19 protein-coding genes are annotated in these 19,577 nt (G+C 29.6%); 15 read left to right on the forward strand and 4 right to left on the reverse strand.

Going from position 1 to position 19,577, the window contains the following annotated elements; all coding sequences use genetic code 11:
* Positions 1–1,324: hypothetical protein (locus tag CAMP5063_RS02650; RefSeq protein ID WP_337194767.1), on the reverse strand; the 1,324-nt coding region annotated here is incomplete at its 3' end.
* A gap of 164 nt (positions 1,325–1,488) precedes the next feature.
* Here CAMP5063_RS02650 and CAMP5063_RS02655 point away from each other — a divergent pair.
* From CAMP5063_RS02655 to CAMP5063_RS02665, 3 genes are read left to right on the forward strand one after another with little or no spacing between them, the layout of a single operon-like run.
* Positions 1,489–2,619: a DUF829 domain-containing protein gene (locus CAMP5063_RS02655; protein ID WP_337194768.1), complete on the forward strand. Its 1,131-nt coding sequence runs from the start codon at positions 1,489–1,491 to the stop codon at positions 2,617–2,619.
* Between the two features lie 9 nt (positions 2,620–2,628).
* Entirely contained in the window at positions 2,629–4,002 is a 1,374-nt protein-coding gene (locus tag CAMP5063_RS02660; protein WP_337194769.1) for a cytochrome P450, read from the forward strand.
* The gene (locus tag CAMP5063_RS02665) at positions 3,999–4,352 is read left to right on the forward strand and encodes a membrane protein (protein ID WP_039627957.1); all 354 of its coding nucleotides are present in this window, start codon (positions 3,999–4,001) and stop codon (positions 4,350–4,352) included. Before CAMP5063_RS02660 ends, CAMP5063_RS02665 begins: the two co-directional genes overlap by 4 nt.
* Here CAMP5063_RS02665 and nusA read toward each other — a convergent pair.
* Positions 4,349–5,440: a transcription termination factor NusA gene (nusA, locus tag CAMP5063_RS02670; RefSeq protein WP_220566265.1), complete on the reverse strand. Its 1,092-nt coding sequence runs from the start codon at positions 5,438–5,440 to the stop codon at positions 4,349–4,351. The genes CAMP5063_RS02665 and nusA overlap by 4 nt on opposite strands.
* Positions 5,441–5,563: 123 nt before the next feature.
* Here nusA and CAMP5063_RS02675 point away from each other — a divergent pair, with 123 nt between their 5' ends.
* Genes CAMP5063_RS02675 through CAMP5063_RS02700 form a run of 6 tightly spaced genes read left to right on the forward strand, consistent with a single transcriptional unit; the run spans position 5,564 to position 9,753 of the window.
* Positions 5,564–5,806, forward strand: coding sequence for an HP0268 family nuclease (locus CAMP5063_RS02675; protein ID WP_070255886.1), 243 nt, complete (start codon positions 5,564–5,566; stop codon positions 5,804–5,806).
* Positions 5,803–7,101: a tRNA (N6-isopentenyl adenosine(37)-C2)-methylthiotransferase MiaB gene (gene miaB / locus CAMP5063_RS02680; protein WP_220566266.1), complete on the forward strand. Its 1,299-nt coding sequence runs from the start codon at positions 5,803–5,805 to the stop codon at positions 7,099–7,101. Before CAMP5063_RS02675 ends, miaB begins: the two co-directional genes overlap by 4 nt.
* The gene (locus CAMP5063_RS02685) at positions 7,085–7,708 is read left to right on the forward strand and encodes a lysophospholipid acyltransferase family protein (RefSeq protein WP_337194770.1); all 624 of its coding nucleotides are present in this window, start codon (positions 7,085–7,087) and stop codon (positions 7,706–7,708) included. Before miaB ends, CAMP5063_RS02685 begins: the two co-directional genes overlap by 17 nt.
* Before the next feature lie 5 nt (positions 7,709–7,713).
* Positions 7,714–8,679 (forward strand): hypothetical protein, encoded by a 966-nt coding sequence (locus CAMP5063_RS02690; protein ID WP_337194771.1) that lies wholly within the window; start codon positions 7,714–7,716, stop codon positions 8,677–8,679.
* Positions 8,676–9,230: a hypothetical protein gene (locus CAMP5063_RS02695; RefSeq protein ID WP_133319439.1), complete on the forward strand. Its 555-nt coding sequence runs from the start codon at positions 8,676–8,678 to the stop codon at positions 9,228–9,230. Before CAMP5063_RS02690 ends, CAMP5063_RS02695 begins: the two co-directional genes overlap by 4 nt.
* Complete coding sequence (locus CAMP5063_RS02700; protein WP_070255897.1) at positions 9,214–9,753, forward strand: hypothetical protein; 540 nt, start codon at positions 9,214–9,216, stop codon at positions 9,751–9,753. The genes CAMP5063_RS02695 and CAMP5063_RS02700 overlap by 17 nt, the downstream gene beginning before the upstream one ends.
* On the opposite strand, the gene CAMP5063_RS02705 is transcribed toward CAMP5063_RS02700, so the two are convergent.
* Complete coding sequence (locus CAMP5063_RS02705; protein ID WP_337194772.1) at positions 9,740–10,537, reverse strand: membrane lipoprotein lipid attachment site-containing protein; 798 nt, start codon at positions 10,535–10,537, stop codon at positions 9,740–9,742. The two genes, CAMP5063_RS02700 and CAMP5063_RS02705, sit on opposite strands and share 14 nt — an antisense overlap.
* Positions 10,538–10,609: 72 nt before the next feature.
* On the opposite strand from CAMP5063_RS02705, the gene lgt reads away from it, so the two are divergent.
* The 6 genes from lgt (at position 10,610) to CAMP5063_RS02735 (ending at position 18,985) form a co-directional block, all read left to right on the forward strand.
* Positions 10,610–11,425, forward strand: coding sequence for a prolipoprotein diacylglyceryl transferase (gene lgt, locus CAMP5063_RS02710; RefSeq protein WP_220566270.1), 816 nt, complete (start codon positions 10,610–10,612; stop codon positions 11,423–11,425).
* Positions 11,426–11,502: 77 nt separating this feature from the next.
* Positions 11,503–12,282 carry a fumarate reductase cytochrome b subunit gene (locus CAMP5063_RS02715; protein ID WP_263672189.1) on the forward strand — a complete coding sequence of 260 codons (780 nt, stop codon included), beginning with the start codon at positions 11,503–11,505 and terminating at the stop codon, positions 12,280–12,282.
* Positions 12,266–14,257, forward strand: coding sequence for a fumarate reductase flavoprotein subunit (locus CAMP5063_RS02720; RefSeq protein ID WP_039617579.1), 1,992 nt, complete (start codon positions 12,266–12,268; stop codon positions 14,255–14,257). The genes CAMP5063_RS02715 and CAMP5063_RS02720 overlap by 17 nt, the downstream gene beginning before the upstream one ends.
* Positions 14,250–14,975: a fumarate reductase iron-sulfur subunit gene (locus CAMP5063_RS02725; protein WP_012661078.1), complete on the forward strand. Its 726-nt coding sequence runs from the start codon at positions 14,250–14,252 to the stop codon at positions 14,973–14,975. The genes CAMP5063_RS02720 and CAMP5063_RS02725 overlap by 8 nt, the downstream gene beginning before the upstream one ends.
* Positions 14,953–17,178, forward strand: coding sequence for a dynamin family protein (locus tag CAMP5063_RS02730; RefSeq protein WP_337194773.1), 2,226 nt, complete (start codon positions 14,953–14,955; stop codon positions 17,176–17,178). Before CAMP5063_RS02725 ends, CAMP5063_RS02730 begins: the two co-directional genes overlap by 23 nt.
* Positions 17,168–18,985: a dynamin family protein gene (locus CAMP5063_RS02735; RefSeq protein ID WP_337194774.1), complete on the forward strand. Its 1,818-nt coding sequence runs from the start codon at positions 17,168–17,170 to the stop codon at positions 18,983–18,985. The genes CAMP5063_RS02730 and CAMP5063_RS02735 overlap by 11 nt, the downstream gene beginning before the upstream one ends.
* On the opposite strand, the gene CAMP5063_RS02740 is transcribed toward CAMP5063_RS02735, so the two are convergent.
* On the reverse strand, positions 18,975–19,559 hold the full coding sequence (locus CAMP5063_RS02740; protein ID WP_263661087.1) for an NAD(P)H-dependent oxidoreductase: 585 nt from the start codon (positions 19,557–19,559) through the stop codon (positions 18,975–18,977). The genes CAMP5063_RS02735 and CAMP5063_RS02740 overlap by 11 nt on opposite strands.
* Positions 19,560–19,577: the final 18 nt, after the last annotated feature.

Consider the following 19,577-nt stretch of genomic DNA (forward strand, 5'->3'; position numbering starts at 1 on the left):
GATCTTTTTGATTTTTAAAATGCTCTTTTTTGACTTTTCTTAGTTCAAAGGGTATTTTAAAGCAATCCAAATAACTTTTGCTATTTTTCATGATAGCTTCTCCAAGCTTATAGCTTAATCTTTCTTTTATTCTTAAACTAGCTCCATAAAGTTTATTGTTTTGGTGGATAAACATCTCATATTCATTTTTTAAGCCTTTATGATTTAAAAAACGCAAAAGATTATGATTTTGACTTTGTAAAAATGTTTGTATATCAAGTTTTTTTAGTTCATGGTATTCTAGTGCTAATTCTTTGTAAAATGCTATAGGTGGTATCAAAAGCTCATAAGCATTTATAAGTTGAATTTTACATTCAATTTTTTTATCATCATCTTTTTCTAAAAGTAAAATTCCTATTAAGTCCACATAATCAAGTCTTGGTGTTTTTTCATTTGCTATGCTTAAGCCCGAACTTTCCTCACTTTGCTTGATAATTTGTGTATTAACATACAAAAAGGTTTGCTCATCGCAAATTGCTTTTTCATTTTGTATATCTTGAAAAGTATTGATAAGTCCAAAATTTTTTACTAATTTAAAAGATGAGTTTTCAATGCTTATAGATGATATAGCATGGGTTGATAAACTGGCGTGATTCCAAGTGTGTATGCCTAAGATTTGATAGTTTTTTAACTCTTTTGGAAAAATGATTTTTTCATTAGCTTTGATCTTTGTAGTTTTTTCGCAAAAAAATGAGTTTTTATGCTCTATTTTAGTTGAATTTGAGGGCGTAAAGATATGAAATTTTCTTTTTGAGCAAATGATATTTTCTTTAGATTTTTTAAACCTGTGTAAATTTTTAATGATGTTTTTACCAAGCTCTTGCATAGCTAGTGGCATAGGGTGGAATTTATAGTTTTGATCAAAATCATAAAGATTATTTTTTTGGTAGTAAAGATCTACATCGATTAGATTAAAACCATAATAAGCACAATTTTTCCTATGAGCTTCATTGATAGCTTTTGATTTATCATTACAAGCTGGTATGGGGAGTATAAGCACTATGATAATTTTGTTTGCTTTGTAAAGTTCTTCGTAAAAATAATCAATATTTCTAAGTATAATATTTAAACTCATAGGGCTTAAATAATCATTGATATTTGATTCACTGATGAGAAAATCACTTTTATTTATAGTATTTTCATGGCGTATTAACTCATAAAGATTTTGTAAAGAAGTACTAAGCCCTAAAGCGTAATTATGTAATGTAATGTCTTTATTTTCAAGACCTATCCTAAGACCATTTTTAACTACACTATTGCTACCACCTAGTAAGATTACATCCATAAGTTCTTTCTTGATTTTTTTAATTTTTATTTATTTTATAAGATATTTTTTAATAAATAATTTCAGAGTAAAAACCCCTCATTTTATCTTTAAATAGGTATTTGACAAAGATAACAACTTTAGCTATATTTTTAAATTCAGTATTAAATTTACTTAGGATGTTGATGGAAAAAATATGCCAAAAAAGAGATGTTTTTTATATAGCTGGTTATGATCCTAGAGGATATAGGCATTATTATGCTATGTTTAAAAAAAATTTAGCCGAGCAAAATACACTTTTAAATTATGATTATACTTTATCAAAAGCTCAAGTTAATGCATATGCTTTTTGGCAAATTCAAACCCCATATACAAGTACTTCTTACACCTTTTTAAGCTGGAATGATATAGTTAAAAAAAACTGGTCAGAGGGTATAAAAGATGCCTTGAGTGATTGTTATAGTTTTTTTAGAATTTATACTATTACAGGACTTTTTTTAAAATTTGGTAAAGAATCCCCGCACCAACTTATCACAGGTTATTATCCATTTTTTTATGTGCTTTTAAGTTTGATTTTTACTTTATTTTGTGCTTTTGGAAGTTTATTTTATTTGCAAAATTTTCATATTATTTTAGGAATTTTAGCTTTTGTTTTATCGTTAGTGTTTTTACCAAAAATGCTTTATAAATTAGGCAAGAAATTAGCTGTTTTTTGGATAGCTAGAATTTGTTCTTTTTGTGCAAACTGGGAGAAAAATTCTCAAGGTGAACTTGAGTTAAGAATGGATGATTTTGCTAGAGTTATTTTTGAAAAACTAAAAGAAAATGCAAATGATAAAAACTATGAGCTCATCTTAAGCGCACATAGCGTAGGAACGGTGCTTTGTATAAATGTTTTAGCAAAAGTACTTAGAAAATGTGAAAAAGAAAATATTTCTTTTGAAAATTTAAAAGTTTTAACTTTAGGCGAGTGTATACCTTTGGTAAGCTATCAAAAAAGATCTTTTGAGTTTAGAAAAGACTTAGAGTATTTGGGAAGTAAGAATTTAATATGGTATGATTTTACTTCTATTATTGATGGGGCTTGTTTTGCACAAGTTGATTTTATACGCACAAGCGGAGTGAAAGCACAATTTAGTCCAAAATATCTTTCAGCTAAATTTCATACCTTATATAAAAACAAAGATTATAAAAAAATCAAAAAAGACAAATATAAAGCACATTTTTTATATTTATTTGCCACACAAATTCAAGGAGTATATAACTTTTTTGAATTTGTCATAGGTAAAAATAAATTAGAAGAAAAAATCAAATAGGAGGAAAAAATGGGTCAGTGTCCTTTTCATCCAAAGCCTTATAAAAATAAAGCTTCTACATTAACTACTTTTTTACTAAAAAGAAGATCTTGGCTTGATGGACTTTATGAGCGAAGCTATAAAATGATGATGGGTAGAGTAAAAATGCCTGGATTTGATCTATATGTAGTAAATGATCCAAAAGAAGTTAGACGCATTATGGTAGATGAGGTTAGAGAATATCCAAAAAGCCAACTTTTACATGAGCTTTTGGAGCCACTTTTAGGTATAAGTATTTTTACAACTAATGATAGAGTATGGGAAAAGCAAAGAGAACTTTTAAGACCTTCTTTTGAAATGACAAGGATTTCTAAGGTTTTTAATTTGATGAGTGAAGCAGCTTCTGATATGATGGCAAGATTTGCAAGGTATGAAGATAAAGCGATTGTAGAAGTAGATGAAGCTATGACTTTTGTGACTGCAGATGTGATTTTTAGAACTATTATGTCATCAAAACTTGATGAGCAAAAAGGTAAACTTGTTTTAGATGCTTTTGTAACTGTGCAAGAAGAAACAGTTAAAACAGCTATGCGAAGAATGTTTCGCTTTCCAACTTGGCTTTCAAATCTTTTAGGTGAGAAAAAAAGACTTAAAGCAGGTGGAGTTATACGCAAGGTTTTATCAGATATTATAAAGCCAAGATATGATAATGCCCTAAATGATCAAGGAAAATATGAAGATATTTTATCATCATTGCTTATGGTGGTAGATGCAGATACTAATGAGAGATTTTCTTTTAATGAAATTTTAGACCAAGTTGCTATGCTTTTCTTAGCAGGCCATGAAACCACTGCAAGTTCGCTAACTTGGACACTATATATTTTAAGTATTTCTCCAAATGAGCAACAAAAAGCTTATGAAGAAATCATGCAAATTGCGGGTGATGAGGAGTTTAAAATAGAACATATTAGAGCGATGAAATATCTTACAAATGTGTTTAAAGAAAGTTTAAGACTTTATCCACCAGTTGGCTTTTTTGCTAGAGAAGCAAGAAATGATAACAAAATGAGAGATAAGCTTATTAAAAAAGGTTCAGGTGTAGTGGTAGCTCCATGGCTTATTCATAGACATGATAGTTTTTGGGAAAATCCACATGAGTTTGATCCAAGTCGCCATGAAGATAAAAGCAAGATTAAAAAAGACACTTATATGCCTTTTGGTATGGGAGAGCGTGTGTGTATAGGGCAGGGTTTTGCTATGCAAGAGGCTGTTTTGATTTTAGCTAATATTTTAAGGACTTATAAGTTAGAATTAGAAGAAAATTTTGTACCTGATATAGTAGGAAGACTTACTATAAGATCGGCAAATGGTATGAATATAAGATTTATAAAAAGGCAAAAATGAAAGAAAAATTAGCAGGAACTATACTACTTTGCGCTATCGTTCCTTTAGCGGTGATTAGTTATCTTTTTATTGTTATAGTGGGTACTTTTGGTAATCCTGCTAGGGTTAGACAAGGTGTGAGAGCGCTTGATCATTTTGTCAATGCTACTTTGTTTAATGGTTATGCTTGGGAGTCTTTATCGTCTCATGCTTGGAGAGAGCGTGATAAAAGATGGGCTAAAATAGTTATTAAAATCACAGATTTTTTTGATAAAAATCACTGCCAAAAGGCAAATAAAAGAGAGCAACCTATAGTGGATTTAGTTTTAGAAAGAAAGCTTACCGAACAAACTGTCGGTAAGCAGCTTTAGTTTTCTCCAAATAAAGCTTTAAGGTTTTTAAACGCTTCTTCTTGGTTGTTAGTTTTATCTTCATTATTTACTTCATTAAGTTCTATCTCATATCCAAGAAGCATGCTAGCTAGGCGTATATTGATACCACTTTTTCCTATGGCTTTGCTTTTTTGTTCGCTATTTAGCGTTACAATAGCCTTTTTATCTTCAATGCTAACTGAGTTTATAATGGCTGGAGCTAAGCTTCTAGTGATTAAAATTGCCATTTCGTTAGAATACTCAATGCAGTCAATATTTTCATTTTTTAATTCTTTGCTTACAGCATTGATTCTAACTCCTTTTATACCCACAGTTGCTCCTACTGCATCAACACTCGGGCTATTAGCTTGCAAGATGATTTTTGCTCTCTCGCCTGGAATTCTTGCACTTGCATAAATATTTATAAGACCATCTTTGATTTCAGGAACTTCAGCTTTTAATAAAGCTTCTAAAAATTTAGGGCTAGTTCTACTAAGCTCCATTCTCATACCCGATTTATCAATATATACATGTCTAATAACAGCTTTAATCACATCGCCTACTTTAAATTTTTCACCTTTGATACGATTTTTTCTAGGCAAATATGCACGAAACTCATCAATTTCTACATAGGTATTTTCTTCACTATCTACTCTTACTACGCTACCAAAAACCATATGTCCTACCATTTTTTGGTATTTTTCATAGATTTTTTCTTCTAAGAGTTTTTGAATGTTATATTCTAATTCTTTATGTAAGATATTTACAGCAGTACGGCCTAAATTTTCCAAAGAACATTCATAAGTTAGCTCATCGCCAATTTCTACATCTTTAGCTTCAGCCCTTGCTTTACTTAAAGCGATAAAATGCTCATTTTTATTTTCTAATCTTTCATCATTATCAGCTACTACGATGATTTTTTGATAAAGTTGCAAATTTTTACCTGAATCAACAAAAAATTCATATTTATCGCCATAAATTTTCTTAGCAGTATTAATAAGTGCTTTTTTAACTCTTTCTCTTACATCTTCTATTTGTAAATTTTTCTCATTAGCAATGGATTCAATTATATCTGTGATTTTTTCCATAATGACAATACAACCTTAATTTTGGATTTTAAAAGTTTGAAGAATAAAATTATATCTTTAATAAGTTTAATTAAAAGTAAAATTTGCTATAATTTCAGATTAAAAAAACTTGAGGATGATGATATGGACTTAAAAATAGCAAGAACCTCTGTTGATGAAAAGCCAAAAAGTATAAGTTTAGAAAGTATTGAAAAGGCTGTGGATAAAGAAGGTCAAAAATTTTTCTATTTTGATAAAGACAATGCACATAAGCAATTAATCGCTTTAGTGGAGCATTTTGAAAAAAAAGGAAAATGTGTTTATCATAGAACAATCAAATATGGTTTAGATGATGCAGATTTTATGTATGAGGTACATATTCTTTGAGTAAAAAACTTTTTATACAAACTTTAGGTTGTGCTATGAATGTGCGTGATTCAGAGCACATGATAGCTGAACTTAAAGAAAAAGAAAATTATGAATTAACTCAAGATGCAAAAGAAGCAGATTTGATTTTAATCAATACTTGCTCGGTGCGTGAAAAGCCTGTACATAAGCTTTTTTCAGAAGTTGGAAGTTTTGAAAAAATCAAAAAAAATGGCGCTAAAATAGGAGTTTGTGGTTGCACTGCTTCACATTTGGGAGATGAGATTTTTAAGCGTGCTCCTAGTGTGGATTTTGTTTTGGGTGCTAGAAATGTTTCCAAAATCACAAAGGCCGTAAATACTCCAAAATTTTTAGGTAATGATATAGATTTTGATGAGAGTAATTATGCTTTTGCAGATTTTAGAAATAGCCTTTATAAGACCTATATTAATATCTCCATAGGTTGTGATAAGCATTGTACTTATTGTATAGTGCCTCACACAAGAGGAGATGAGATTTCTATACCTTTTGAGATTATTAAAAATGAAGCATTGAAAGCTGTTTCTAAGGGTGCTAAAGAGATTTTTTTACTAGGACAAAATGTTAATAATTACGGCAAAAGATTTTCTAATGCTCATGAAAAGATTAATTTTTCAGATCTTTTGGAAAAGCTAAGTGAAATTGAAGGTTTGGAGCGTATCCGCTTTACAAGCCCACATCCATTGCATATGGACGATAGATTTTTAGAGGTTTTTTCTAAAAATCCTAAAGTTTGTAAGTCTATGCATATGCCTTTGCAAAGTGGTTCAAGTGAAATTTTAAAGGCTATGAAACGCGGATATACTAAAGAGTGGTATTTAGATAGAGCATTAAAACTTCGTTCTATGTGTAAAGATGTGAGTATTTCTACTGATGTGATTGTGGCTTTTCCAGGTGAGAGTGATAAAGACTTTGAAGATACCATGGATGTGCTTGAAAAAGTGCGATTTGAGCAAATGTTTTCTTTTAAATACTCTAAAAGACCATTAACTAAAGCTGCAACTATGCCAAATCAAATTCCTGATGATATAGCTTCAAAACGCTTGAGTGTTTTACAAGCAAGACATACAGAAATTTTAGATGAAATTGTTGTAAAACAAAAAGATAAAGAATTTGAAGTTTTATTTGAAGAATTAAGAAGTGAAGGTTTTGTAGCAGGTAGAAGTGATAATAATTTTTTGATTCAAGTTAAAGGCAGTGAAGAGCTATTAGGACAAATGAAAAAAGTAAAAATCACCAATCCTAGGCGTATGGTGTTAAATGGCGAAATCCTTTAAGATTAATCTTTTAGCCTTTGGAATTTTTTTATTACAATGGCTAATTTTTTTAACTTGTAGAAAGGTTTATTTAGGGCAAAAGCTTCCAAAAAGATCATGTGTGATACTTTTTTGGCATGGGCGTCTTGCTCTAATGCCTTTTGCTTATCGTAAAATGGGTATTAAAGGAAAAAAAGCTTATGTTATGATTTCACACCATAAAGATGGGGAGATTATTGCTAGAAATATTGCTTTTTTTGGTTTAGATACTTTAAGAGGTAGCACAAGCAAAGGTGCTTTGGCTTTATTAAAACAATCTTTTAAAATTTTAGATCAAGGCGATGATGTGATTATCACTCCAGATGGGCCAAGAGGACCTTATCATAATGTTTCAGATGGTTCTGTGATGATAGCTTTAAAAAAAAATGCTCCACTTTTTTTGCTAAATTATGAAGCAAGTTCTTTTTGGGAATTTAAAAGTTGGGATAAAATGATTTTACCTAAGCCTTTTTCTAAGATTACTTATAGATTAAGTGAAGAAATCAAAATACAAAATTTGAATTTAGAAGAAGCTAAAGTATTGATAAAAGAAAAATTTGATATGATAAGTCAAATAGATAAAGGATAAACACCATGTTATCTTTTTTTAGAAAGTATATTTTACAGCTTTTAATTTGTATTTGTTATGATGAAAAACAATACATTATAAGATGTCATACTTGGAAAAAATCTCAACCAGTTGATACTTTTGAAAAAAGTTTTGAAGATAAAGAAAAAGCAATAGAATATGTTAAAAATTTAAGTAAAGACTTTCAAATTTATTATATTTGTACCTTTTTTACACCTATTGCTCAAGGTGTAGTGCCAAGTTCAAATTTCAAAGAGCTTTCTAATTTTGGAGTAGAAGCAAATAATGTTAAATGTATTCCTTTTAATAATGCTTTGTTGTATGTTTCCAATCAATCTTTGAGTTCTTGCAAAGAAGATTATGAAGCTTTTGGTGGTTTAGATTTGCTTTACTCACCTTTTTCTTTGCTTTATCATTGTATAGCAAATAGAGGTTTTGAAGAAAAAATAGGCCTTTATGTGTATAGATATCATGATTTTGTTGCGATGTTAATTTGTAAAAATGAGATTATATTATTTGGAAGTTATTTTAATATAGCTAGTCAAAATTATGACGAAGTTGATTTTTTTGATGACATTAAAGACGAATTTGATTTGCAAATTGATGATGAAAGCCAAGAAGAAGAAAATGAACAAAATTATGATTTAAAAAGTTTAGAAGAGATGAGTAAAGAACTTGATAAGCTTGAAGATTTAGATGAGAATGAAGAACAGCTTCCTATGGAATCTTTAGAAAATTTTAGTTCAGATATGAAAATGATAGAATACATCATTTCAAGTGTAAAAGAATTTTATCATAATCCTTTGTATGATAATAGTTTTTTAGAAGAAATTGTAATTTTTGATGAGGAAAGTTTTAGTGCAACCTCGCTAGATTATTTAGAAAATGAGCTTTTTATAAAACCAAAAGTAGAGCTTATAGATACTTTAAATTTGATGAATGAGCTTGTAGTTAAGGATTTGAAGCTATGAGATATAGTTTAATAAAGCCTAAGATAAAACCAGTTTTTAATCTTTTTACTAGAATTTGGATTTATTTTACTAGTATTAGTGTGTCTTTGATTTTTGTGGTGTTTATTGTTGTTGTTTTTAAAAGCTACTATGCATCTGTGCAACTTGATGATAAGAAAAAAGAATTGGCTCAAATCATAGCTCAAATTAATTCCAATAAACTTAAATATCAAGAATTAGTAAAACAAAATAATAAAGCAGAAATGATTTTAGGGGATTTAGAACAAGAACGAGAGAATGGTAAAAATAAAGTTTTATTAAAAAGTATTCAAAATCTTTTTACTTTAGTGCCTAAAAATATATCTTTAGATGAGGTTTTAATGGAAGATAGGTCGCTTATTTTAAGAGGTATTACACCTACTAAAGAAATGTTTGCCTTGTTGTTGGAAGCCCCATTAAGAAGTATTTTTTCAAATTCTCAAACAAGCTATTATCAATTAGAAAATGGGTGGTATCGCTTTGTTAGTGTAAATATTACTATACCAGAGGAAATGTATGAACAAAAAAGATAAGAGCTTAGAAGAAGCTGATATATTAAAGATATTGATTTATTCTTTTTCATTTGTTGCACTTTGTGCAATATTGATTTTATTCTTAATTGTACCTTTTTTGAAGGATTATAAAATCGAACATTCCAGATTAGCTGCTCAACAAATTCAAAACACCAAAGCATTAAATGAATTACAAGCTTTGGAAAAGGTTATTAGAGATTTTCAAAGCACAAACGCGCAAAATTTAGCTCAAATCAATGCAGAATTTTCTCAAAAAGAATTAATGGATTTTATGAAAAATTATTTTGATGATGTCAAAATAAATCTTATTCCTATTAAAAAAAGACAAGAATATTTAAAATATCAATTTGGAGTTAGCGTAAAGATGAAAAATCCACAAGCTTTTTATTCTTTTTTAAATGATTTACAAAGATATAAAAATTTAATAGAAATAAGTACGCCTGTTGAATTTAAATCAGAAGAAAAACACATTGATCTTAAATTTAGAATCAAAGTGTTTCATGCTTTAGCTATTCAAAAATAATTACTTCATTATTTTGATAAGGAGAGATTTTTTCTTCCTTTTTACTATCTTGTTTTATATCTTGAGCTTCTAAATTTTCTTGTACTTTTGATTCTTCCTTGATTTCTTTTATATTGGTTTTTAAACTAGAAGTGATTTCTTTGTAAAAAGCAACAAAAACTTTATCAATTTCCAAAGCACTAGCTGCAAGACTTTCATTTACTTGGGTTGGGACAGCACTATAAACTTGTCTAAAACTTTCTATACTTGCTTGACCTTTTATAGGATAGTTTAAAATAATAGGATCATTTAATTTTGCTGAACTCGTTGTGCTTTGGAAAGTATCTTCTTGATACAAATTATTTAAATGACTTTGAGCTTCTAAAATAATCATAAAAGAAGATTCTACACTATCGCCTCCAAGACTTGAATTTCTTGTAACTTTATCCTCATATAAGTTAGTACTGATGGTAATATTAAAAGCATAATCAGGATTTTCATTATCTATTGTATATCCTTTACTTTCTAATAGTGCTTTACTATCTTTAGATAGCTGTTTTTTTAGTAATTCTAGGCTTTTATTGATTCTTTGATTTAGGGTAGATTGTTCAAAATAAGAACTATAAAAAGTATTTTTAATAATTTCTATTTCATTGATTTTAATTTTTGGGCTATTTTCTTTTGTATTATTATGTTCTTCAAAAGAACTTTTAAAACTTGGCATAGAAATATAATAAGTTTTTTGATTACCAGTGCAAGCACTTAAAAATAAAATTATGCTAAAAAATAATAATATTTTTTTCATTATCTCTCCTTGTTATTTTTATAATTATACAATTTTTTGCTATATTATGTGTTTTATTATAAAGGCTTTTTTATGGAATTTTGGCAAAATATTTATGCAAATTTTGATGTAGTGGCTTTTGAAATTTTTGGTTTAAAAGTGCATTGGTATGGTATTATGTATGTATTAGCCTTACTTGTTGCTTTAATGGTTGCAAAATACTATGCTATTAAAGACAATATGGGAATTTCAAAAGCTATGCTTGATAGTTATTTTATATGGGTGGAAATTGGTGTAATTTTAGGTGCAAGATTGGGTTATATTTTAATTTATGATGCAAATACTTTATGGTATCTTACGCATCCTTGGCAAATTTTTAATCCTTTTTATAATGGAGAATTTGTAGGAATTAGAGGTATGAGTTACCATGGTGCTGTTATAGGATTTTTAATAGCAACTTATGCTTTTTGTAAAAAAAATAAACAAAATTTATGGAAATATTTAGATTTGGTTGCTATTAGTGTGCCATGTGGTTATATTTTTGGGCGTATTGGAAATTTTTTAAATCAAGAGCTATTTGGTAGAGCTACGGATGTACCTTGGGGTATTTATGTAGATGGGGTATTGCGTCATCCTTCGCAACTTTATGAAGCATTTTTAGAAGGTTTTATAGTTTTTATCATTTTATTATTGATAAAAAAATATAAAAAATACAATGGAGAGCTTATTGCTTATTATACAATTTTTTATGCTTTAGCGCGTTTTGTTTGTGAGTTTTATAGAGAGCCTGACTTTGGTATAGGCTTTGTTGTTTTTGGTATGAGTATGGGTCAAATTTTAAGTATTATAATGTTTTTATTAGGACTAATTTTATCTTTTTATTTAAGAAATATTAAAAAAAATTTATAAATTTTTATTTTTTTTAAGAATAAAAGTTCTATAATTGCTCCGATATTATAAATTATCAACTTTTTAAAGGAGTAAATATGAGCCAACTCATTGAAGGTTTTTTAGGCAAGAGTGTTGATGGCAAAAAAAGCAAAATGCCAGCAAAACTTGACTATATTCAAAGTGCAACAGGCTTGATTTTAGGCTTGTTTATGTGGGCACATATGTTTTTCGTTTCTACCATTTTGGTTAGTGATGATTTTTTTGATTCAGTAGTTCACTTTTTGGAACTAAAATTTATCATTGATAGCCCTATGATGAGCTACATCACTTCTTTTTTAGCCGCCTGTGTTTTAGTGATTTTCTTTGTGCATGCAGGTCTTGCAATGAGAAAATTTCCTATCAATTTTAGACAATATCAACTTTGTAGAACACACTTAAAATATATGAATCATGGTGATTCTTCTTTATGGTGGGTTCAAGCTGCAACTGGTTTTGTAATGTTTTTCCTAGGTTCAGCGCATTTGATTTTTGTTATAACTAATGCAGATAAAATCAGTGCTGATATGTCAGGCGATAGAGTGGTAAGTCATTTTATGTGGTTATTTTATATTGCCTTATTAATCTGTGTTGAGTTGCATGGAAGTATTGGTTTATATAGATTATGTGTAAAATGGGGTTGGTTTGAAGGTAAAGATGCAAAAGAAAGTCGTAAAAAACTTAAAAAAGCAAAATGGTTTATTAGTATTTTCTTCTTAGTTTTAGGTGTATTAAGCTTGGCTGCTTTTGCAAAAATAGGCTTTAATAATTACCAAAACAACTCTGTGGCACAAATAGTAAAAACTTATGATGGAGCTAAATATGAACATACAATATAGTGATGCTTTAGTTATCGGTGGTGGTCTTGCAGGTTTAAGAGCTGCTATTGAAGTTGCAAAAAGTGGTCAAAGTGTAACTTTATTAAGTATTTGTCCGGTTAAAAGATCTCACTCAGCTGCTGTACAAGGTGGTATGCAAGCGAGTTTAGGAAATAGTGTTAAAGGTGAGGGAGATAATGAAGATGTGCATTTTGCTGATACAGTAAAAGGGTCTGACTGGGGCTGTGATCAAGAAGTTGCAAGAATGTTTGCACAAACTGCTCCAAAAGCGGTTCGTGAGCTTGCTGCTTGGGGTGTACCTTGGACTAGGGTTACAAAAGGACCTAGAACTGTTGTTATCAATGCTCAAAAAACTACCATTGAAGAAAAAGAAGAAGCACATGGTCTTATAAATGCAAGAGACTTTGGTGGTACTAAAAAATGGAGAACATGTTATATCGCTGATGCAACAGGACATTGTATGTTATATGGTGTGGCAAATGAAGCGATTAAACATCAAGTTAAAATCATCGATAGAATGGAAGCAGTAAGAATTATCCATGATGGTAAAAAATGTCTAGGGGCTATCGCTAGAGATTTAACCAATGGAGAATTAATTGCTTATGTTGCTAGAGGAACTATGATTGCAACAGGTGGTTATGGTAGAATTTATAAACAAACTACAAATGCAGTAATTTGCGAAGGTACAGGAGCTGCTATCGCACTTGAGACTGGACTTTGCAGACTTTCAAATATGGAAGCAGTACAATTTCACCCAACTCCAATCGTACCAAGTGGTATCTTACTAACTGAAGGTTGTAGAGGTGATGGTGGTATCTTAAGAGATGTTGATGGTTACCGCTTTATGCCTGATTATGAGCCTGAGAAAAAAGAACTTGCAAGTAGGGATGTTGTAAGTCGTAGAATGATGGAGCACATTAGAAAAGGAAAAGGTGTAAAAAGCCCTTATGGAGATCATTTATGGCTTGATATTTCTATCCTTGGTCGTGCTCATGTTGAAAAAAATCTTCGTGATGTTCAAGATATTTGTAAGACATTTAATGGTATTGATCCTGCTGATGAGGGTCCAAAAGGTTGGGCACCAGTTTTACCTATGCAACATTACTCAATGGGTGGTATTAGAACTAAACCAACTGGCGAAAGCCAATGGTTAAATGGTCTTTTTGCATGTGGTGAAGCAGCTTGCTGGGATATGCACGGATTTAACCGTTTAGGCGGAAATTCATGTTCAGAAACTGTTGTTGCAGGTATGATTGTAGGGGATTATTTTGCACAATATTGTAAAGAAAATGGTAATGATATTGATACAAATATCGTTAAATCTTTCCTTTCTAAGGAGTATGATTACTTAAAATCTCTTGTAAGTAAAGAAGGAAAACATGATGTATTTGAAATCAAAAATAGAATGAAAGACATTATGTGGGAAAAAGTAGCTATCTTTAGAACAGGTCAAGGTCTTGAAGAAGCGGTTAAAGAGCTTGAAGAGTTATATCATAAATCACTTGATTTAAAAGTACATGATAAAGAATTAAAATGTGCAAACCCAGAGCTTGAAGAAGCTTATAGAGTTCCAAGAATGCTAAAAATTGCTTTATGTGTTGCTTATGGTGCACTTTTAAGAACAGAAAGCCGTGGGGCTCATTATAGAGAAGATTATCCAAAAAGAGATGACTTAAATTGGATGAAAAGAACAAATACTTACTGGGTAGAAGGTGAAAGTATGCCTAGAGTTGAGTATGAAGATCTTGATATTATGAAAATGGAAATTCCACCTGCATTTAGAGGTTATGGTGCTAAAGGAAATATTATTGAAAATCCATTAAGCGAAAAACGTCAAGCTGAAGTTGATGCGATCCGTGAAAAAATGGAAGCAGAAGGCAAAGGTAGATATGAAATTCAACATGCTTTAATGCCTTATGAATTACAAGCTAAATTTAAAGCACCAAATCAAAGAATAGGAGTTGATTATGAGTAGAAAATTAACAATAAGAGCATTTAAATATAATCCATTAAGTAAAATTTCTAAGCCTCATTTTGTTACTTATGAGCTTGAAGAAACTCCATTTATGACGATTTTTGTGTGCTTAACTCAAATCAGAGAAAAAATGGATGCGGATTTGAGTTTTGACTTTGTATGTAGAGCAGGGATTTGCGGAAGCTGTGCTATGATGATTAACGGTAAGCCAAAACTTGCTTGTAAAACATTGACAAAAGACTATCCAGATGGCGTTATAGAACTTATGCCTTTACCTGCATTTAGACACATAAAAGATTTAAGTGTTAATACAGGTGAGTGGTTTGATGGTATGTGTAAACGCGTTGAAAGCTGGGTGCATAATGAAAAAGAAACAGATATTTCTAAACTTGAAGAGCGTATTGAGCCAGAAGTTGCTGATGAGACTTTTGAACTTGATCGTTGTATAGAGTGTGGAATTTGTGTTGCTTCTTGTGCGACTAAGCTAATGAGACCTGACTTTATCGCAGCTACTGGACTTTTAAGAACAGCTAGATATTTACAAGATCCACATGATCACAGAACCATAGAAGATTTTTATGAATTAGTGGGCGATGATGATGGTGTATTTGGATGTATGTCTTTACTTGCATGTGAAGATAATTGTCCAAAAGAACTACCTTTACAAAGCAAAATCGCTTATATGAGAAGACAGCTTGTCGCTCAAAGAAACAAATAATCCTAGCCCCCAAGAAAAGGGGGCACTTAAAACCTTACTAAAACAAATTTGGCAAAATCATAGTGTTTATCTTGACACAAATACACTTTTTGATGAAAGTTTAATTGATACTCAAAAAGCAGCAATTGTTTTAAGTACTAATCTTGATAATTATGAAAGATTTAGCGCTTTAAATGAATTTAAAAGTTTGATGAAAAGTTTAAATTTACGCTTAGATCTTTATGGTATTCAGTATGCGCAGGTTTGTTTTATTAATGCTTTAAATTTAGGAATTTTAGACAAAAATGAGCTTTTAAAAGCTTTAGAAAAACTTCAAAAAATCACTGATAATACTTTAATATTTGCTTTTGTCTCTAAACAAAAAGTTATTCAAAAAGATTACAAGCAAGAAGTTAAAAACTCATATCAAACACTAGATCTCATTAATCAAAACTTACAAGAACTTTGCGAAGATGAAAAAGCTCAAAAACTTTTACAAGAAGCTTTGGTTAAATTTAGTAATATTGATTTTTCTATTGCGGTAACGGGTGTGGTAAATGCAGGTAAATCAAGCATGCTAAATGCGCTTTTAAAAAAAGATTTTTTAGGTGTATCTAATGTACCTGAAACTGCAAATTTGAGTGTTTTAAAATACGGCAAAGACCAAAAAGCTAAGATATATTTTTGGAGTGATGAAGAATGGCAGGATATTTTAAAAAGCTCTAAAGATAATCAAGACATGCAAGAACTTATAAAACAATTAGAGCAAAATTTTAATCTAAATGAATATCTTGAAAAAGAAAATAAAAATGTAGAAATAAAAATTGAAGAATTAAAAAATTACACTAGCGCAAAAAACAAAATCTCAGCACTTATTAAAAAAATAGAGCTTTTTTCATCGCTTGATTTTTTAAAAGATAATGTTTGTATAGTTGATACTCCAGGACTTGATGATGTTATTATCCAAAGAGAGCTTTTAACAAAAGCGTATATAAGCAAGGCCGACTTTTTAATCCACCTTATGAATGCTTCTCAAAGTCTTAGTCAAAAAGATTGTGATTTTATTATAGAATGTTTGCTAACTTCAAGGGTAAGTAAGCTTTTGATTGTGCTTACTAAGGCTGACTTGCTTAGTCAAAAAGACTTGCAAGAAGTAATTAGCTATACTAAAAATAAACTCAAAGAAAATTTAGCACAAAAGCAGCTTAGCCAAGAATTATTAGATAATTTAGATTTTGTGTGTATTTCTTCAAAATTAGCTAATGATTTTTATCAAAAAAAAGGTGGGAATTTAGAACAAAGTAATATTTTAACACTAGAAGAACTTATAGCTAAAAGCTTATATGATAAAAACAAAATTGCTCTAAGTGCTTATAAAAAAGAATTATTATTACATTTAGAAAAAATAGAAGAAAAAATTAAATTTTCTAATAAAATGCTAAATTATGAAAGCTTTGAGCTTGATAAGCAAAATCAAACTATTATCAACGATTTTAAAGCAAAAAAAGAAAAATTAATGCAAGTAAAAGCAGAACTAAGTGCTATTTTTAACACAAAAGATGAAAATACTCAAGAAATTTTAACACTTTTGCATTTACTAGCTAAAAAATTAAAAGAAAAACTTATAGATGAGTTAAAATATAATCAAAATAATAAAATCAAAAACAACACTCAAAGATTAAATATTATCATTGATACGACTTTAAAAGATGGAATTTTTGATCTTTTAAGAGAGCTAAAACAGCAAAGTGAGTATAAAATTAATGAGCTTAAAAACACTCTAAGTGTGAAATATGATTTTTTAAAAGCTATTTTAGAGCAAAATTGTGATGATTTTAAAAGCAAGGTTGAAGCAAAAATAGAAAGCATTTTTACCAATGATCTTTTTATGACATTAAAAGCGGAGCTTTTAAAAAATTTAGAATCCACGCAAGATATTTATAAACTAGAAAGCTCTTTAGAAAATCAAATTTTAGAAAAATTACAAACATTCAATATAGAAAAAATCGCCCTAGATTTAAAAAATAATCAAGAATTTTTTACTAATTTAGAGCTTAGTTTAAATTTATACGAAAAAGAACAAGAAGAGCAAATCAAAGACTTAAAAGACTTGATTTTACAAATAGAACAAAACGAGCAAAATTCCAAAGAGTTTTTAGAAAAAAACAATACAAAATTACAAAGTTTAAAGACTTTAAAAATGGAGCTTTTAAATGCAAAATGATTTGATTAATGATTTTTTAAAAGCTTATGAAAATGCTTATTGTAAAAGCTTTGATGATAGTTTTGAAGGAAAAATCTTAGCAATCAAAAATACATTTTTAGAACCGAGTTTGCATTTAAATGATGTGTTTTTAAAAGATCTTGAAATGATTATAGCTAGCTATAAAAGAGCCATTAATGTGGCCATTATAGGGCAATTTTCCAGCGGTAAATCCACGCTTTTAAATTTGATTTTACAAAAAGAATGCCTGCCAACAGGCGTGGTGCCAGTGACTTTTAAGCCCACTTTTTTACGCTATGCTAAGGAGTATTTTTTAAGAGTTGAATATGAAGATGGCAGTGATGAGATTGTAGATATAGACGAGCTTGCTAAATTTAGCGATCAAAGAAATGAGCTAAAAGAAACTAAAAGTTTGCACCTTTTTGCACCTATTGAGCTTTTAAAAGATATCACACTTATAGATACCCCAGGTTTAAATGCAAATATCACCGATACGCTAACTACTTTTAAAGAGCTTTCTTTTATGCATAGTGCTATTTGGCTTAGTTTGATTGATAATGCAGGCAAAAAAAGTGAAGAAGATGCTATAAAGGCAAATGCTAAGCTTTTAGAGCGTGGTGGAATTTGTGTACTTAATCAAAAAGATAAGTTAAGTCAAGATGAGTTAGAAAATGTTTTAAATTATGCACATTTAGTTTTTGATAAGTATTTTGAAAAAATCATCGCAATTTCATGCAAAGAAGCAAAATTTGATTTGCAAAAGTCAAATTTACCTTTACTTTATGAGTATTTAAAAGAACTTGATTATGAGTGCATTAAAAAAGATTTTATTAAAGAAAAACTTAGTAATTTATGCGAGCTTTTGTTAAATCAATATGATTTGTTTCAAAATGCACTAGAGCAATTAGAGCTTAAATTTAATGCTATTTTGCAAATTTTCAAAGCAAGCAAGCTAGAGCAAAAAATCAAAATTCTAAATCATAATTGTTTGGATAAATTAAAACTTGTTGGAGAAAAAATTGCTCAAGAAATTTTAAAATTTATCAAAGAAAAAGATAGTAGTTATTATAAAGAAGCTAAGGGTTTATTTAAGAAAAATCTTTATGAAAAAGTTGCTTATAAAGCACCATATCTTTCAAGTGATGATGCGTTTTTGGCTATGTTTTATAATTCTGAAGCAATGAATAAGGAATTTAAAAGATTAAAAAATGAAATCGCTTTAGAATTTAGTCAAATTAAAGATGATTTTTCCTTATTTTTTACTCATTTAGAAGAGCAAATTTTGCTTTTTAAGGCTCAATTTTCAAATTTACAAAAAGAAAATGCCTTAGAAAGTGAAAAAGAATTTGCTAGTTTTAGAAGCTTTGCTAGTGCTAGTGAAGAACTTTTTTTAAAAGATTTTAAACAATTATTGTTTAAAAGCCAACTTGAACTTGATCTATTTTTAGAAAAGCTTAATCTAAAAGCTTTGGCAAATTATGAGAGTGCTACTAAGCTTACTTTAGGATTTTTTAGCACTAAAATGAATGCAAGTAAAGAATTTTACGAGCTTGATAGTACCGAGTTTAGCTTGTATCATCCAAAAGCAAGTGAAGTACATCAAAGAGTATTAACCGAGCTTAATGTATATGAATTTGAAGATTTGTTTTTAAATAAGCCTGTGGTTTTAAAAATTTATAAAAATTATATGCAAAGTTTTGTTGATTTTATTGAGGCTAAAAGACAGATTATTTTGAATTTAAAAAGTGAATTTGAGGCTAAAAAATCAATGATTTCTAGCATCAAATCCCAAATTTCTAAGCTTTAAAAATTTTTTCTAAGTGTGCTTTATAGTTTGTGAAATATTCTTGCACTTGAGGATTTTTGATTACATCATTGGCTATAAAAGTAGGCAAAGCGCTCATCCCTAAAAACTCATGTGCTTTGTGAAAGTGTAAATACACTCCATCAACTCCGGCTCCATTAAAGAATTCATTCTCATCATCAAAAGCTTGTATTGGAGCGTTCCAAGTTAGCGAAAGCATGTATTTTTTATTTTTTAAAAGCCCACCTGTGCCATAATTTTTAGTAGGTTCATTATGACTTCTACCATCGTTTTTATAAAACACTCCATGCCCTGCTGTGAAAACATCGTCAATGTATTTTTTCACTATCCAAGGCTCTCCCATCCACCAACCAGGCATTTGCCAAATCAAAACATCAGCATTTAGAATTTTTTCTACCTCATCGTTTGTGTTATAGCCTTGATCTATGTGTGTTTGTTGAGTTTGTAAATCAAGCTCTTGTAAAGTCTTAAGTGCAAGCTCATGCAAGCTTGTGTTTAATCTTCCTTTGGAGTGTCCAAATTCTTTTGCACCATTTAATAATAATACTTTTTGCATATTTTTCCTTTTTATGTT

Source organism: Campylobacter sp. RM5063 (assembly GCF_024723655.1).
Lineage (GTDB): Bacteria > Campylobacterota > Campylobacteria > Campylobacterales > Campylobacteraceae > Campylobacter_D > Campylobacter_D lari_D.